Origin of the sequence: Bacteroides sp. D20 (assembly GCF_003436255.1) — a bacterium.
Taxonomy (GTDB): Bacteria; Bacteroidota; Bacteroidia; order Bacteroidales; family Bacteroidaceae; genus Bacteroides; species Bacteroides uniformis.
In genome coordinates this window covers 117,581-135,026 of the sequence record NZ_QSOO01000002.1, presented here as the reverse complement: position 1 = coordinate 135,026, position 17,446 = coordinate 117,581, and the positions used below count along the sequence as shown (strand labels likewise).

The window sequence follows — 17,446 nt, the reverse complement described above, 5'->3', positions numbered from 1 at the left end:
ATAAACTTATTAATTTTACAAAACCATGACACAACAAAAACAGAATGGTAAACTCATCGCAATTATCACGATGATCTTCCTTTTTGGTATGATTTCATTTGTTACCAACCTTGCTGCCCCTATGGGAATCGTACTGAAAAATCAGTTTTCAGTATCCAACGCTTTAGGGATGTTGGGTAACTTTGGTAACTTTATTGCATATGCAGTGATGGGAATACCAAGCGGCATCTTACTACAACGGGTAGGGTATAAAAAAACGGCATTGATAGCAGTAGCTGTAGGCTTTATCGGTGTAGGTATCCAATATTTATCCGGTCATTCAAGCCCTGATATGGCTTTTGCCGTATATTTGATTGGCGCTTTCATCGCCGGTTTCTCCATGTGTTTGCTTAATACGGTAGTCAACCCGATGCTGAACAAGCTCGGCGGCGAAGGTAACAAAGGAAACCAGCTTATCCAAGTGGGTGGTTCTTTCAACTCCGTAATGGCCACCATTACTCCGATGTTCGTAGGTATCCTGATTGCCGGTTCCATTGAAAAAGCTACTATCTCTCAGATATTCCCTGTAATGTACACAGCAATGGCTGTATTTGCCATCGCGTTCTTCGTTCTTTTGATTGTGCCCATACCGGAACCCAATGCTGCAACTTCAACAGAACCTATCGGTAAGTTGATGTCAGGCGCTTTAAAATTCCGCCACTTCATTTTGGGAGCTATAGCAATCTTTGTATATGTAGGTGTCGAAGTTGGTGTACCGGGTACTCTGAACTTGTTCTTGACCGATCCGATTGAAAAGGGAGGAGCAGGCATTTCTTCCACCATTTCCGGTTTTGTTGTAGGTACATATTGGTTCCTCATGCTGATTGGACGTCTGGCCGGCGCTTCATTGGGTGCAAAAATCTCCAGTAAGGCAATGCTTACCTTTACTTCCGCATTAGGCTTACTTTTGGTATTCCTTGCCATCTTCTCATCTACCGGTTCGCTTGTCAATCTGCCGGTACTCCAACAAAGTGCTACGGGAGGTCTCTCTTTCGGATTTGCAGAAGTACCCATCAATGCAATGTATCTGGTACTGGTAGGTCTGTGTACTTCCATCATGTGGGGTGGTATCTTTAATTTGGCCGTAGAAGGATTGGGTAAATATCTGGCAGCGGCTTCCGGTCTGTTCATGGTATTGGTATGCGGCGGCGGCATCTTGCCCGTTATCCAAGGTTTGGTGGCCGACATTGCAGGTTTCATGCCGAGTTACTGGGTTATCATCGCAGCCCTTGGCTATCTGTTGTTCTACGGTTTGGTAGGCTGCAAAAATGTCAATAAGGACATCAAGGTCGATTAACAAGAAAATATAGGTAATTTATTTATTCACCTTATAAAATATAAATATCATGGATATAGAATACGTAAGAAGCCGTTTCATCAAGCACTTTGACGGAACAACGGGAGCTGTTTATGCTTCTCCGGGTCGCATCAACCTTATCGGTGAGCATACAGACTATAACGGTGGTTTTGTATTCCCCGGAGCAATCGATAAGGGAATGATTGCAGAAATAAAGCCCAACGGCACAAACACAGTAAAAGCTTATTCCATCGACCTGAAAGATTATGTGGAATTTGGCTTGAATGAAGAAGATGCACCCCGCGCAAGCTGGGCAAGATATATCTTTGGCGTGTGCCGGGAAATGATGAAACGCGGTGTAGATGTAAAAGGTTTCAATACCGCTTTTGCAGGCGATGTGCCTCTGGGTGCAGGAATGTCCTCGTCAGCAGCTTTGGAAAGTACCTATGCCTATGCTTTGAACGACTTGTTCGGTGACAACAAGATAGACAAATTTGAATTGGCAAAAGTGGGACAATCTACAGAACACAACTATTGTGGCGTAAACTGTGGTATCATGGACCAATTTGCTTCTGTATTCGGAAAGAAAGGAAGCCTCATCCGCCTGGATTGCCGTTCACTGGAATATCAGTATTTCCCATTCGACCCGCAAGGCTATCGTCTGGTTCTTGTAGATTCTGTAGTGAAACACGAACTTGCATCTTCAGCATACAACAAACGTCGTCAAAGCTGCGAAGCTGCTGTTGCCGCTGTTCAGAAGAAGCATCCACACGTAGAATTCCTGCGTGACGTTACCATGGGCATGCTGGAAGAAGCCAAAGCCGACATCAGCGCAGAAGACTATATGCGTGCAGAATATGTCATCGAAGAGATTCAACGCGTACTCGACGTTTGCGACGCCCTGGAAAAAGGCGATTATGAAACTGTAGGCCAAAAGATGTATGAAACACATCATGGCATGAGTAAGTTGTATGAAGTAAGCTGCGAAGAACTCGATTTTCTGAATGACCTTGCATTCGATTGTGGAGTTACCGGTTCACGTGTCATGGGCGGTGGATTCGGTGGATGTACAATCAATCTGGTAAAGGATGAATTGTACAGTACATTCATCGAAAAAGCAAAAGATGAATTCAAGAAGAAGTTCGGCAGAAGCCCAAAAGTATATGATGTAGTCATCAGCGACGGTGCCCGCAGATTAGAATAATAGACATCAGCATTCAAATAAAAGGCGTTTCCCAGTAATGGGAAGCGCCTTTTTCTTCTCCCCTATTCCACCGTTTTCCACTCTAAAAACAAAATCATCCGAGAAGTTTATTCCGAACACATCTATCTGTACAGCCAGTTGGCACAGATATGTTTCTTGACACTTATGTTGCATAACATATAAAAGTGTACAGCCTACACTAAAGAAAAGTGTTACTTTTACACCCAAAGAAAGATAATCATCTCATTTACATTAAATACAAAACCATGAAAAGACATGTTCTACTTGCAGGAATTGCCGCAATGATGCTAACTGCGTGCAATCAAAAGACAGAAACAACGCTTACGCTGTCCGGTCTTGATCCAGTAAAATTCCAAACAACAGTCAATGACGCCCAGACACAGCTTTATACGCTGAAGAATAAAGCGGGCATGGAAGTATGCATCACAAACTTTGGAGGACGTATTGTATCCATTATGGTACCCGACAAAAATGGAGTTATGCAGGATGTAGTATTGGGCTTTGACAGCATTGCCGATTACATCAACATTCCAAGTGACTTTGGTGCTTCTATCGGACGCTACGCCAACCGGATTAACCAAGGGAAAATCGTTCTTGACGGAGATACTATACAGTTACCACAGAACAATTTCGGACATTGCCTGCACGGTGGCCCCAAAGGATGGCAATACCAAGTATACAGTGCCAATCCCATTGACAGCACAACTCTGGAGCTCACCCGCATTTCACCGGATGGAGACGAGAATTTCCCAGGTAATGTTACGGCAAAAGTACTTTTCAAGTTAACGGATGACAATGCCATTGATATAAAATACAGTGCAACAACAGACCAAAAGACGGTTATCAATATGACTAACCATTCTTATTTCAATTTATCAGGTGACCCTTCAAAGGCAGCAACAGACCACATCTTATACATCAATGCAGACAACTATACTCCGGTAGACAGTACTTTCATGACAACGGGTGACATCATCTCCGTCAAAGAAACACCAATGGACTTTACCACTCCCAAGAGTGTGGCACAAGACATCAACCGGACGGACTTTGAACAAATAAAGAACGGAAACGGATATGACCACAATTGGGTACTGAATACTAAAGGTGACCTATCCCAAGTGGCAGCCAAACTGACATCGCCTATAAGCGGCATCACCCTGGAAGTTTATACCAATGAGCCAGGCATACAAGTATATACCGGGAATTTCCTGGACGGCACCGTAAAAGGTAAAAAAGGCATTACTTACAACCAGCGCGCTTCCGTATGCCTCGAGACACAACATTATCCGGATAGCCCCAACAAAGCCCAATGGCCTTCTGTCGTACTGGAACCCGGACAAATTTACAACAGTGAATGTGTTTTCAAATTTTCCGTAGAAAAATAACAATAACCTTATAAATCATTTATTATCGTGGAAACATTAGATTGGTTAGTCATTGGAATCTTTTTCCTGGCTTTAATTGGAATTATTGTCTGGGTTGTCAAACAGAAACAGAATGACTCAGCAGACTATTTTTTAGGTGGTCGTGATGCCACATGGCTCGCTATCGGTGCATCTATCTTTGCATCCAACATCGGTTCGGAACACTTAATCGGATTAGCCGGTGCCGGTGCTTCCAGCGGTATGGCGATGGCACATTGGGAAATACAAGGCTGGATGATCCTTATCTTAGGTTGGGTATTCGTACCGTTCTATTCGCGAAGTATGGTATTCACAATGCCTGAATTCCTAGAACGCCGCTATAATCCACAATCACGTACAATATTGTCTGTAATATCTTTAATCAGCTATGTACTGACAAAAGTTGCCGTGACGGTTTATGCAGGAGGATTGGTATTCCAACAAGTATTCGGTATAAAAGAACTTTGGGGAATCGACTTCTTTTGGATTGCCGCCATCGGTCTGGTTATACTGACTGCGCTCTACACAATCTTCGGAGGAATGAAGTCGGTACTTTATACCTCCATCCTGCAGACCCCCATCTTGCTGTTAGGTTCACTGATAATCCTTGTACTCGGCTTCAAAGAATTGGGAGGCTGGGATGAGATGATGAGAATCTGCGGTGCAGTCACAGTGAACGATTATGGCAACACAATGACAGAACTTATACGCAGTAATAACGACCCTAACTTCCCTTGGTTGGGTGCACTGATTGGTTCAGCCATTATCGGATTCTGGTATTGGTGTACAGACCAGTTCATCGTGCAACGCGTACTTTCCGGAAAGAATGAAAAGGAAGCACGGCGCGGTACCATCTTCGGAGCTTACCTGAAATTATTGCCCGTATTCTTATTCCTTATCCCAGGCATGATTGCTTTCGCATTACACCAAAAATATCTCGGAACCGGGGGAGAAGGTTTTCTACCTATGCTGGCAAACGGAAATGCCAATGCAGATGCTGCTTTCCCAACTCTAGTAGCAAAATTGCTTCCTGCAGGAGTCAAAGGTTTGGTTGTTTGCGGTATTCTTGCAGCATTGATGAGTTCTCTCGCATCTTTGTTCAACTCATCTGCTATGCTTTTCACCATTGACTTCTACAAACGTTTCAAGCCGAACACTTCTGAGAAAAAGCTGGTAGGAATTGGACAGATGGCAACTGTTGCGATTGTGATATTGGGTATACTCTGGATTCCCATTATGCGCAGTGTAGGCGATGTACTTTACACCTACTTACAAGATGTACAATCTGTATTAGCACCAGGCATTGCCGCAGCCTTCCTCTTGGGGATCTGCTGGAAACGCACCTCTGCACAAGGCGGTATGTGGGGACTGATTGCCGGAATGATTATCGGTTTAACCCGTCTGGGGGCAAAAGTATATTACAGCAATGTAGGAGATGTGTCAAGCAGTACCTTCAAGTATCTGTTCTATGATATGAACTGGCTGTTTTTCTGCGGATGGATGTTCTTGTTCTGCATCGTAGTGGTTATCGCAGTCAGCATGTTTACAGCTGCCCCAAGCGCTGAAAAGATTCAAGGGCTGGTATTCGGAACTTCAACTCCTGAACAAAAAGCAGCTACACGTGCGAGTTGGAATAAATGGGATATCATTCATACCCTTATCATCCTGGGTATTACTGCTGCTTTTTATTGGTATTTCTGGTAAATCGGTATGTTGCTATGATATATATCCATGCAGCATACCCCTTAAACAAAAATTAAGATATGAGTAATTACTATAGTTCAAATCCGAAACTTTATGTAGGTATCGACTGCATTATTTTCGGTTTCAATGAAGGAGAATTGAACCTGCTGTTGCTGAAGCGTAACTTCGAACCGGCAATGGGCGAATGGTCGCTGATGGGTGGATTCGTGCAGGAAGACGAAAGCGTGGATGATGCAGCCAAACGAGTCCTGAATGAACTAACCGGACTGGAAGATGTATATATGGAACAAGTCCAAGCTTTCGGAGCCATAGATCGTGACCCAGGAGAACGCGTAGTCTCCATTGTTTACTATGCGCTCATCAACATCAACGAATACGACAAAGAATCCGTACAGCAACACAATGCTTTCTGGGTAAATATCAATGAACTGCCAGCGCTAATCTTTGATCATCCGCAAATGGTGGAGAAAGCTCGGAAGTTGATGCAACAAAAAGCGTCCACCGAACCAATCGGCTTTAATCTACTACCTAAACTGTTCACGCTGTCACAACTGCAAAGCTTATACGAAGCTATATACGGCGAGAGCATTGACAAACGGAACTTCCGAAAACGCATAGCAGAAATGGACTATATAGAAAAAACTGACAAAATAGACAAAACGGGGTCCAAACGTGGAGCTGCTTTATATCAGTTTAATGAGAAGGCATACCGCAAAGCTCCGAAATTTAAGCTCTGAGAACCTAATATTCAACAACTTGTAATTAGTAATTTAAATAATATGCTGGAAGCACTGAAAGACAAAGTATTCCATGCTAACCTTGAACTGGTGAAGCACGGATTGGTTATCTTCACATGGGGCAATGTATCGGGCATTGACCGCGAATCTGGTCTGGTAGTCATCAAGCCCAGTGGGGTGAGTTACGATGAAATGAAAGCAGAGGATATGGTGGTAGTGAATCTTGACGGCAAGGTCGTGGAAGGACGGTTAAAGCCCTCTTCAGACACGCCGACCCACCTGGTTCTCTATAAAGCATTCCCCGAAATCGGCGGTGTGGTGCACACGCACTCTACTTACGCCACAGCCTGGGCACAAGCCGGATGTGACATACCGAATATCGGGACAACACATGCCGATTACTTCCACGACGCCATACCCTGCACAGCAGACATGACGAAGGAGGAAGTGGAAGGAGCGTATGAACTGGAAACGGGAAATGTCATCGTAAAACGCTTTGAGGGGCTGAACCCGGTACATACTCCCGGAGTATTGGTAAAGAACCACGGTCCTTTCTCGTGGGGAAAAGACGCACACGAGGCGGTACATAATGCCGTAGTGATGGAACAGGTGGCAAAAATGGCAAGTATAGCCTATGCCGTGAACCCCAATCTGACCATGAATCCGCTGCTGATAGAAAAACATTTCAGCCGCAAGCACGGTCCTAACGCTTATTATGGACAGAAATAACTATCATTCTTTAAATATAAACTATAAAAATAAATTGTATGAACACATTTGAACAATATGAAGTATGGTTCGTAACCGGAGCACAGCTCTTGTACGGAGGTGACGCAGTTATCGCAGTAGACGCACATAGTAATGAAATGGTGAAAGGTCTGAATGATTCCGGGAAACTGCCCGTAAAGGTAGTATATAAAGGTACGGTCAATTCATCCAAAGAAGTAACCGCTACCTTCAAAGCCGCCAACAACGACGATAAGTGTATCGGAGTCATCACCTGGATGCACACCTTCTCTCCTGCCAAAATGTGGATTCACGGTTTGCAGGAACTGAAGAAGCCATTACTACACTTCCATACACAGTTCAACAAGGAAATTCCCTGGGAGACGATGGACATGGATTTTATGAACCTAAACCAATCGGCTCACGGCGACCGCGAATTTGGACACATCGTGACACGTATGCGAAAGAACCGCAAAGTGGTAGTAGGCCACTGGCAGGACGAAAAAGCCCAAAACCAGATTGCCGCATGGATGCGCGTAGCTGCCGCATGGGCTGATGCGCAGGATATGCTCATCATCCGCTTCGGCGACCAGATGAACAACGTGGCTGTGACAGACGGTGACAAGGTCAGTGCCGAACAAGTATTGGGCTATCATGTGGACTACTATCCCATCAATGATGTGATGACACACTACAATGCTGTCAGCGACGAGGACGTGAAGGCACTCGTAGCAGAATACTTCAAGCTCTACGACCACGCTCCCGAACTGGAAGACGCACGTACGGAAGCCTACACCAAAGTATGGAACTCCGCCAAGGCCGAAATCGCCATTCGCCGCGTGCTGAAAGACACGGGTGCCAAAGGCTTCACCACCAACTTCAACGATTTGGGCGACTTTGACCAAATCCCCGGACTGGCCTCACAGCGACTGATGGCGGAAGGTTACGGCTTCGGTGCCGAAGGCGACTGGAAAACTGCGGCACTATACCGTACCACTTGGGTGATGAGTCAAGGCATGCCGAAGGGGTGCTCCTTCCTCGAAGACTATACGCTGAACTTCGACGGAGAAAAGAGCGCCATCCTGCAGGCACACATGTTGGAAGTCTGTCCACTGATTGCCGAACAGAAGCCGAAACTGGAAGTGCACCGTCTGAGCATCGGTATCGACAGCGAAACAGCCCGCCTGGTATTTACCAGCAAGCAAGGTGAAGGTGTAGCCGCTACCATCGTAGACCTGGGCAATCGCTTCCGCCTCATTGTGAACAAAGTAGAATGCATCAAGAGCAAGCCTCTGCCCAAGTTGCCCGTTGCCAGCGCACTGTGGATTCCAATGCCCAACCTCGAGGTGGGCGCTGCAGCCTGGATTCTGGCCGGAGGTACACATCATACCAGCTTCTCCTATGACCTGACGGTGGAATATTGGGAAGACTTTGCCGAAATGGCCGGCATCGAAATGGTAGTCATCGATGAAAATACCACCATCAGCGAGTTCAAAAAAGAACTGCGCATGAATGAAGTCTACTATATGCTGAACAAGGCACTTTGCTGATAATCATTACGGATTACCGATTGCGGACTACTAATTACACGTACCACAAACGTAACTAGTAGTTTGCAATTAGTAATCCGTTGTTTATAATCGTACTATAAATCCGTAAATTATCATTAATACCATGAAATTAGATGCAAAATCAACCATTGAGGCAGGCAAGGCCATCCTTGGTATAGAACTCGGTTCCACACGAATCAAGGCGGTTTTGATTGACCAGGAAAACAAACCCATCGCCCAGGGAAGCCATACTTGGGAGAATCAGTTAGTCGACGGACTGTGGACATATAGCGTCGAGGCTGTCTGGTATGGGTTGCAGGATTGCTACGCAGACCTTCGTACCAATGTAAAGAGCCTCTACGATACAGAGATAGAGACCTTGGCAGCTATCGGTGTCAGTGCCATGATGCACGGCTATATGGCATTCAATGAAAAAGAAGAAATCCTTGTACCCTTCCGTACCTGGAGAAATACTAATACCGGACAGGCTGCCGCAGCCCTATCCGAACTATTTGTCTACAACATCCCTCTGCGTTGGAGCATCTCCCACCTCTACCAAGCCATCCTGGATAATGAAGAGCACGTTCCATCCATCAATTACCTGACCACCCTTGCAGGTTTTGTCCACTGGCAAATAACCGGCCAAAAGGTACTGGGCATAGGAGATGCCTCCGGTATGCTCCCTATCGATCCCATCACCAAAAACTATTCTTCTGAAATGGTGGATAAGTTCGACAAACTTATTGCTCCGAAAGGATACGACTGGAAGCTTCGAGATATTCTGCCGAAGGTATTGTCGGCCGGTGAAAACGCAGGCTTCCTTACTCCCGAAGGAGCCAGTCGCCTCGACGTATCGGGACATCTGAAAGCAGGAATTCCCGTCTGTCCGCCCGAAGGTGACGCTGGAACCGGCATGGTTGCCACCAACGCCGTAAAGCAGCGCACTGGAAACGTATCGGCAGGCACCTCCTCTTTCTCAATGATTGTATTGGAGAAAGAATTGTCCAAGCCCTACGAAATGATTGACATGGTAACCACCCCCGACGGAAGCCTCGTAGCTATGGTGCATTGCAACAACTGCACTTCCGACCTCAATGCCTGGATCAATATTTTCAAAGAATACCAGGAACTGATGGGTATCCCCGTAGATATGGACGAAATCTACGGAAAGCTCTATAACCACGCCCTGACAGGCAATGCAGACTGCGGAGGCCTCATCTCATACAACTACATATCAGGCGAACCTATAACGGGACTGGCAGACGGACGTCCACTGTTTGTACGTTCGGCAAACGACAAGTTCAACCTTGCCAACTTCATGCGCACCCATTTGTATGCTTCAGTGGGAGTTCTCAAAATCGGCAACGACATCCTTTTCAATGAAGAGAAAATCAGAGTAGACAGAATCACCGGTCACGGAGGACTCTTCAAAACCAAAGGAGTAGGCCAGAGAATACTGGCAGCTGCCATCAATTCACCCATTTCCGTTATGGAAACAGCCGGCGAAGGTGGTGCCTGGGGTATTGCCCTCCTCGCTTCCTACCTTGCAAACAACGGAAACGACCAATCCCTTGCCGACTTCCTGGACAAGCATGTATTCACCGGAAATGCCGGTATTGAAATCTCACCGACAGCCGAAGATGTAAGCGGATTCAACACCTACATCGAAAGCTATAAAGCTGGTTTGCCCATCGAAGAAGCAGCAGTAAGATTCAAGAACTAAGTATTTAATAACACTAAAAAACTATGAACACAAAGTTATTTATCAGTAGCATATTTCTCTCCACCTCGTTGTCACTCTTCGCACAGAAAAGTGCCACTATCACTTTACACACAGACCAGAGCGAGCAAATCATTCCCAAAGAAATCTACGGCCAATTTGCAGAGCATTTGGGAACTTGTATCTATGGTGGACTTTGGGTAGGTGAAAACTCCGATATTCCCAACATCAACGGTTATCGCACCGACGTATTCAATGCACTGAAGGAGCTCCGTGTACCCGTCCTTCGCTGGCCGGGAGGCTGCTTTGCCGATGAATACCACTGGATGGACGGTATCGGCCCTAAAGAAAACCGCCCCAAAATGGTGAACAACAACTGGGGAGGCACTATCGAAGACAACAGTTTCGGAACCCATGAGTTCCTCAATCTCTGCGAAATGCTGGGATGTGAACCCTATATCAGTGGAAACGTAGGCAGTGGTACCGTAGAAGAACTTGCCAAATGGGTGGAATACATGACCTCCGAAGGAGACTCCCCCATGGCACGCCTGCGCCGCCAGAACGGTCGCGACAAAGCCTGGAAAGTAAAATACCTCGGCGTGGGTAACGAAAGCTGGGGTTGCGGTGGAAGCATGCGTCCCGAATATTATGCCGACCTCTACCGCCGCTATTCCACCTACTGCCGCAACTATGACGGCAATAGCCTTTTCAAGATAGCCAGCGGTGCCAGCGACTACGACTATAACTGGACCAAAGTGCTGATGGACCGCGTAGGCGGCCGTATGCACGGTCTTTCCTTGCACTACTATACCGTCAGCGGATGGAACGGCAGTAAAGGCGCCGCCACCCAATTCAGTAAAGACGACTATTACTGGACACTGGGCAAATGCCGCGAAATAGAAGATGTCATCAAGAAGCATTGCACCATTATGGATGAATACGACCCTCAAAAGAACGTGGCTCTTATGCTTGACGAATGGGGAACCTGGTGGGACACTGAACCGGGTACCAATCCCGGACATCTGTACCAACAGAATACATTGCGTGATGCTTTTGTCGCTTCCCTCAGCTTCGACATCTTCCATAAATATACCGACCGTCTGAAAATGGCAAACATTGCCCAAATCGTCAATGTATTGCAATCCATGATTCTGACCAGCGGAAAAAACATGGTACTCACCCCCACTTATTATGTATTCAAAATGTACAATGTACACCAGGATGCCACCTACATTCCTCTTGAGCTGAACTGCGACATGATGGATGTACGCGACAACCGCAGAATACCAATGGTCAGCGCTACCGCCTCCAAAGACCCAAACGGCAAGATACACATTTCCATGTCCAACGTAGATGCAGACAATGCACAGGAAGTGACCATCAATCTGTCTGGAACGAAAGCCAAGAAAGCAGTTGGTGAAATATTGACTTCCACCAATCTGACGGACTACAATTCATTTGAAAATCCCGACAATGTGAAACCCGTTCCGTTCAAAGAGGTAAAAATCAATAAAGATATTCTCAAGATTAAACTTCCGGCCAAATCAATCGTTACTATTGAGTTACAGTAAAACTACCGTGCACCGCACAAAATCAGCTAAATACGTTTAGTATCATTTTAGCAGCAAAAAGGCAGTAATACTGATAAAAAAGACACTCTTCGAGTGTTGTGAATTACGCATAAAGAGTTATCTTTGCCCTTGGAAAACCTACAAGGACCAAATAACCTATTGATAATATTCAAAATTAATTAGATTCAATATGAACGACAACAAACTTATGAACCGTGCGGCGGACAATATCCGTATCCTTGCTGCATCCATGGTTGAGAAAGCCAACTCCGGGCATCCGGGCGGTGCCATGGGTGGTGCTGACTTTGTAAATGTACTCTTCTCAGAGTTCCTGGTATATGACCCTGAAAATCCGGCTTGGGAAGGTCGTGACCGTTTCTTCCTCGACCCGGGACACATGTCACCGATGCTTTACTCTACATTGGCCCTGACCGGCAAGTTCACGCTGGACGAACTGAAAGAGTTCCGCCAATGGGGAAGCCCTACTCCGGGACATCCCGAACGTGACATCATGCGCGGCATCGAAAACACTTCCGGACCGCTCGGCCAGGGACACACATTTGCAGTCGGTGCAGCCATCGCAGCCAAGTTCATGAAGGCACGTTTCGAAGAAGTAATGCCACAGACCATCTACGCTTATATTTCTGACGGTGGCATCCAGGAAGAAATCTCCCAAGGCTCAGGCCGTATCGCCGGAGCATTAGGGTTGGATAATCTCATCATGTTCTATGATGCCAACGACATTCAGCTTTCTACCGAGACAAAGGATGTGACCATCGAAGATACCGGCAAGAAATACGAAGCTTGGGGCTGGAAAGTCATTAAAATCAATGGTAACGATCCCGATGCCATCCGCGGTGCACTGAACGAAGCCAAAGCTGAGAAAGAGTGTCCGACGCTGATTATCGGCCATACCGTAATGGGTAAAGGTGCCCGCAAGGCAGACGGCAGCAGCTACGAGGCTGATTGTGCCACGCACGGTGCTCCTCTGGGCGGCGACGCTTATATAAACACTATCAAGAATTTGGGTGGTGACCCGACAAATCCGTTTGTCATCTTCCCCGAAGTGGCCGAACTATATGCCAAGCGTGCAACTGAGCTGAAGAAAATCATGGCTGAAAAGTATGCAGCCAAAGCCGCATGGGCAAAAGCCAATCCGGAAAAGGCTGCCAAACTGGAAATGTTTTTCTCCGGCAAGGCTCCCGAAGTGAATTGGGCCGCCATCGAACAGAAAGCAGGCGTTGCCACCCGCGCAGCATCTGCCACTGTGCTCAGTGCTCTCGCCACTCAAGTAGAAAATATGATTGTTGCTTCTGCCGACCTTTCCAATTCCGACAAGACAGACGGATTCCTCAAGAAAACACATGCCTTCAAGAAAGGTGATTTCAGCGGTGCATTCTTCCAGGCCGGTGTTGCCGAGCTGACTATGGCATGTTGCTGTATCGGTATGGCACTGCATGGCGGTGTAATCCCCGCTTGCGGAACATTCTTCGTATTCTCCGACTACATGAAACCTGCCGTACGTATGGCAGCCTTGATGGAAGTTCCTGTGAAGTTCATCTGGACACACGATGCCTTCCGTGTAGGTGAAGACGGTCCTACCCATGAACCGGTAGAGCAGGAAGCCCAAATCCGCCTGATGGAAAAACTGAAAAACCACAAGGGACATAATTCCATGTTGGTACTCCGCCCGGCAGATGCAGAAGAAACAACTGTGGCATGGAAACTGGCAATGGAAAATACCACAACCCCAACCGGTTTGATTTTCTCCCGCCAGAACATCGCCAACCTGCCCGAAGGCAACGATTACGAACAAGCTGCCAAAGGCGCTTATATTGTAGCCGGCTCCGATGAAAATCCCAATATAATCCTCGTTGCTTCAGGCTCGGAAGTTGCCACATTGGTAGCCGGTACTGAATTGCTGCGCAAGGATGGCATCAAGGTGCGTATCGTGTCCGTTCCTTCCGAAGGTTTGTTCCGTAGCCAAGCTCCGGGATATCAAGAAGGCATTATCCCGTGTGGTGCCAAGGTATTCGGCCTGACAGCCGGTCTGCCCGTCACACTGCAAGGGCTGGTAGGTCCCCGCGGTAAAGTATGGGGATTGGAATCATTCGGATTCTCGGCACCTTATAAAGTGCTGGACGAAAAGCTCGGTTTCACCGCAGAGAACGTTTACAAGCAAGTAAAAGCAATGTTATAATCATTATCCGATGTGCTGATGTGCTGATTGCCCGCGCCCTACAAGCTGCAGGCATCAGCACATTGGCACATTAGTATATTAACTGACCATCATGAAAACAATAGGAATCTGTTCCGACCATGCAGGCTTCGAATTGAAGGAATATGTCCGCGGCTGGCTGGAAGCCAAAGGCTGGGCTTACAAGGACTTCGGGACCTACTCAACCGAGAGTTGCGACTATCCCGACTTTGCGCATCCGCTGGCTCTGGCCGTTGAAGCCGGAGAGTGCTATCCGGGTATTGCCATCTGCGGAAGCGGTGAAGGCATCAGTATAACGCTGAACAAGCATCAGGGTATCCGCGCAGCCCTCTGCTGGACAGCAGAAATAGCCCATTTGGCACGCCAGCACAATGATGCCAATGTGCTTGTCATGCCAGGGCGATTCATCAGTACCGAAGAAGCCGACATGATTATGAGGGAATTCTTCAGTACACCATTCGAAGGCGGACGCCACCAACGAAGAGTGGACAAGATACCGGTACACTTGTAAAGCAGTAGAATCACATTCTTTATGATATCCGCCCGAAGCTCTGACATTCTGATAGAATCGTGAGAAACTTCGGGCTTTTTATTTGCCCCTTTTTCTTATTTTTCACAGTGAAGATGCTCATTGTCTTCAAATAAAAACTATCTTTGTGGTTCGATAACCCGGATATTTTTTAGATATGGAACGACTGAATACCATAAAAGAGCTTATCAACCAGGGAAATGTAGAGCAAGCCATCCAGCAGCTTGACGAAATACTGCAAACAGACTTTCCCGGCAAAGACGAAGCTTACTACCTGCGGGGAAATGCCTATCGGAAACAAGGCAACTGGCAACAAGCACTGAACAACTATCAGTATGCCATCGACCTGAACCCCGAAAGCCCGGCACAACATGCCTATCAAATGGCTATGGACATCCTGAACTTCTACAACAAGGATATGTACAATCAATAAATAAAGAACGTAAATTATGGCAAAAATCAAAGGAGCAATCGTAGTAGACACCGAACGTTGCAAAGGCTGCAACTTGTGTGTGGTAGCGTGTCCGCTCAACGTAATAGCCCTCACCAAGGAGGTGAATGTGAAAGGGTATAACTATGCCCACCAAATATTGGAAGATACTTGTAACGGCTGCGCCTCGTGCGCCACAGTATGTCCGGACGGATGTATCTCAGTATATAAAATAAAAGTAGAATAAATCTGTAAATCAGTAGAATATGGCAGAAGAAGTTGTATTAATGAAAGGAAACGAAGCCATCGCCCACGCAGCCATCCGTTGCGGTGCAGACGGTTACTTCGGATATCCCATTACTCCGCAATCGGAGGTATTGGAAACTCTTGCCGAACTGAAACCCTGGGAGACGACCGGCATGGTGGTTCTTCAGGCAGAAAGTGAAGTGGCAGCTATCAATATGGTGTACGGCGGTGCCGGAAGTGGTAAAATGGTCATGACCTCCTCCTCCAGCCCCGGTGTCAGCCTAAAGCAGGAAGGTATCTCTTATCTGGCAGGTGCCGAGCTGCCTTGCTTGATTGTAAACGTTATGCGCGGCGGTCCCGGTCTGGGAACCATCCAACCGAGCCAGGCCGACTATTTCCAGACAGTAAAAGGAGGCGGCCACGGTGACTATCGTCTGATTGCCCTTGCTCCGGCTTCCGTACAAGAAATGGCAGATTTCGTAGGACTGGCATTCGAACTTGCCTTCAAATACCGTAATCCGGCAATCATCCTTGCCGACGGTGTCATCGGCCAGATGATGGAAAAAGTGGTGCTCCCGGTACAAAAGCCACGCCGCACCGATGCGGAAGTCATCGAACAATGCCCATGGGCCACTACCGGCAGAACCAATGGCCGCAAACCCAACGTCATCACCTCATTGGAACTGAAACCGGAAGAAATGGAAAAGAACAACATCCGTTTCCAGGCCAAATACAAGCAGATAGAAGAGAATGAGGTTCGCTTCGAGGAAATTCATTGCGATGATGCCGACTACCTGATTGTAGCCTTCGGCTCTATGGCACGCATCGGACAGAAAGCAATGGAGCTGGCACGCGAAGAAGGAATAAAGGTAGGTATGCTCCGCCCCATCACGTTGTGGCCGTTCCCGACCAAAGTCATTGCCGCGTATGCCGACAAGGTGAAAGGTATGCTCGTTACAGAATTGAATGCTGGACAGATGGTGGAAGATGTCCGCCTTGCCGTGAACGGTAAAGTGAAAGTGGAACATTTCGGACGCCTCGGCGGCATTGTTCCCGATCCGGATGAGATAGTAGATGCATTGAAAGAAAAACTGATTAAGAAATGAATCCTGATAAAATAAGAAACGTACTGAACATTCTCTTCATGGTACTTGCCCTGGCAGCTATCATTATATATTTTGCTGCAAAAGATGACTTCAAGCTGTTCATCTACGTCTGCGGCGCGGCGATATTCGTCAAGTTGATGGAGTTTTTCATACGGTTCACCAACAGATAGGAGAAGTGATTATGACAAAAGAAGATATTATAAAGCCCGAGAATCTGGTTGCCAAGAAACCGACTCTGATGAACGACAATCCCATGCACTACTGCCCGGGATGCAGTCACGGCGTAGTTCATAAACTCGTAGCCGAAGTTATCGAAGAAATGGGACTGGAAGACAAAGCAATAGGCATCTCCCCCGTGGGATGTGCCGTGTTCATCTATAATTATATAGACATCGACTGGCAGGAAGCCGCCCATGGACGTGCGCCCGCACTTGCCACTGCCATCAAGCGCCTTTGGCCAGACCGCCTGGTGTTCACTTACCAAGGAGACGGCGACCTGGCTTGTATCGGTACTGCCGAAACCATCCACGCCTTGAACCGCGGCGAAAACATCACCATCATCTTCATCAACAATGCCATCTATGGTATGACCGGGGGACAAATGGCTCCCACTACCCTTGTAGGCATGAAGACATCGACCAGCCCTTACGGACGTGACGTGCATCTGCACGGCTATCCGCTGAAGATGGCCGATATTGCTGCACAATTGGAAGGAACCGCTTACGTGACACGCCAAAGCGTACAGTCCGTTCCCGCCATCCGCAAAGCGAAAAAGGCTATCCGCAAAGCATTCGAGAACTCTATGGCAGGCAAAGGTTCCAACCTTGTGGAAATCGTTTCCACCTGTAACTCCGGCTGGAAGATGTCTCCTGCGAAATCCAATGAATGGATGGTAGAGAACATGTTCCCCTTCTATCCGCTGGGCGACCTGAAAGATAAATAATC

16 protein-coding genes are annotated in these 17,446 nt (G+C 47.1%); all 16 read left to right on the top strand.

Features of this window, described 5'->3' with window-relative positions:
- Nucleotides 1–25 precede the first annotated feature (25 nt).
- The 16 genes from DXD78_RS02380 (at nucleotide 26) to DXD78_RS02300 (ending at nucleotide 17,444) form a co-directional block, all read left to right on the top strand.
- A complete protein-coding gene (locus DXD78_RS02380) occupies nucleotides 26–1,336 on the top strand; it encodes a sugar MFS transporter (protein WP_005826573.1) in 1,311 nt (436 codons plus the stop codon).
- A 49-nt stretch (nucleotides 1,337–1,385) separates the two neighbouring features.
- Nucleotides 1,386–2,540, top strand: coding sequence for a galactokinase (galK, locus tag DXD78_RS02375; RefSeq protein ID WP_005826576.1), 1,155 nt, complete (start codon nucleotides 1,386–1,388; stop codon nucleotides 2,538–2,540).
- 266 nt (nucleotides 2,541–2,806) lie between these two features.
- Nucleotides 2,807–3,946 carry an aldose epimerase family protein gene (locus tag DXD78_RS02365; protein ID WP_009036829.1) on the top strand — a complete coding sequence of 380 codons (1,140 nt, stop codon included), beginning with the start codon at nucleotides 2,807–2,809 and terminating at the stop codon, nucleotides 3,944–3,946.
- A gap of 27 nt (nucleotides 3,947–3,973) precedes the next feature.
- Nucleotides 3,974–5,668, top strand: a complete 1,695-nt coding sequence (locus DXD78_RS02360) for a sodium:solute symporter (protein ID WP_005826581.1) — start codon at nucleotides 3,974–3,976, stop codon at nucleotides 5,666–5,668.
- Between the two features lie 59 nt (nucleotides 5,669–5,727).
- Nucleotides 5,728–6,405 (top strand): NUDIX domain-containing protein, encoded by a 678-nt coding sequence (locus tag DXD78_RS02355; RefSeq protein ID WP_005826583.1) that lies wholly within the window; start codon nucleotides 5,728–5,730, stop codon nucleotides 6,403–6,405.
- Nucleotides 6,406–6,447: 42 nt separating this feature from the next.
- Entirely contained in the window at nucleotides 6,448–7,134 is a 687-nt protein-coding gene (locus DXD78_RS02350; protein ID WP_005826585.1) for an L-ribulose-5-phosphate 4-epimerase, read from the top strand.
- A 38-nt stretch (nucleotides 7,135–7,172) separates the two neighbouring features.
- A complete protein-coding gene (gene araA / locus DXD78_RS02345) occupies nucleotides 7,173–8,681 on the top strand; it encodes an L-arabinose isomerase (RefSeq protein WP_005836040.1) in 1,509 nt (502 codons plus the stop codon).
- A gap of 124 nt (nucleotides 8,682–8,805) precedes the next feature.
- Nucleotides 8,806–10,404: a xylulokinase gene (locus DXD78_RS02340; protein ID WP_009036828.1), complete on the top strand. Its 1,599-nt coding sequence runs from the start codon at nucleotides 8,806–8,808 to the stop codon at nucleotides 10,402–10,404.
- 23 nt (nucleotides 10,405–10,427) lie between these two features.
- Nucleotides 10,428–11,972 carry an alpha-N-arabinofuranosidase gene (locus DXD78_RS02335; RefSeq protein WP_009036827.1) on the top strand — a complete coding sequence of 515 codons (1,545 nt, stop codon included), beginning with the start codon at nucleotides 10,428–10,430 and terminating at the stop codon, nucleotides 11,970–11,972.
- A gap of 190 nt (nucleotides 11,973–12,162) precedes the next feature.
- Nucleotides 12,163–14,172 carry a transketolase gene (locus DXD78_RS02330; protein WP_009036826.1) on the top strand — a complete coding sequence of 670 codons (2,010 nt, stop codon included), beginning with the start codon at nucleotides 12,163–12,165 and terminating at the stop codon, nucleotides 14,170–14,172.
- 91 nt (nucleotides 14,173–14,263) lie between these two features.
- Nucleotides 14,264–14,701 carry a ribose 5-phosphate isomerase B gene (gene rpiB, locus DXD78_RS02325; protein WP_005826596.1) on the top strand — a complete coding sequence of 146 codons (438 nt, stop codon included), beginning with the start codon at nucleotides 14,264–14,266 and terminating at the stop codon, nucleotides 14,699–14,701.
- Between the two features lie 175 nt (nucleotides 14,702–14,876).
- Nucleotides 14,877–15,152: a tetratricopeptide repeat protein gene (locus tag DXD78_RS02320; protein WP_005826598.1), complete on the top strand. Its 276-nt coding sequence runs from the start codon at nucleotides 14,877–14,879 to the stop codon at nucleotides 15,150–15,152.
- A gap of 16 nt (nucleotides 15,153–15,168) precedes the next feature.
- Nucleotides 15,169–15,396 carry a ferredoxin family protein gene (locus DXD78_RS02315; protein WP_005826600.1) on the top strand — a complete coding sequence of 76 codons (228 nt, stop codon included), beginning with the start codon at nucleotides 15,169–15,171 and terminating at the stop codon, nucleotides 15,394–15,396.
- A gap of 19 nt (nucleotides 15,397–15,415) precedes the next feature.
- Nucleotides 15,416–16,501: a 3-methyl-2-oxobutanoate dehydrogenase subunit VorB gene (locus DXD78_RS02310; protein WP_005826601.1), complete on the top strand. Its 1,086-nt coding sequence runs from the start codon at nucleotides 15,416–15,418 to the stop codon at nucleotides 16,499–16,501.
- Complete coding sequence (locus DXD78_RS02305; RefSeq protein ID WP_005826603.1) at nucleotides 16,498–16,671, top strand: hypothetical protein; 174 nt, start codon at nucleotides 16,498–16,500, stop codon at nucleotides 16,669–16,671. Before DXD78_RS02310 ends, DXD78_RS02305 begins: the two co-directional genes overlap by 4 nt.
- A gap of 11 nt (nucleotides 16,672–16,682) precedes the next feature.
- Nucleotides 16,683–17,444: a thiamine pyrophosphate-dependent enzyme gene (locus DXD78_RS02300; RefSeq protein WP_005826605.1), complete on the top strand. Its 762-nt coding sequence runs from the start codon at nucleotides 16,683–16,685 to the stop codon at nucleotides 17,442–17,444.
- Nucleotides 17,445–17,446: the final 2 nt, after the last annotated feature.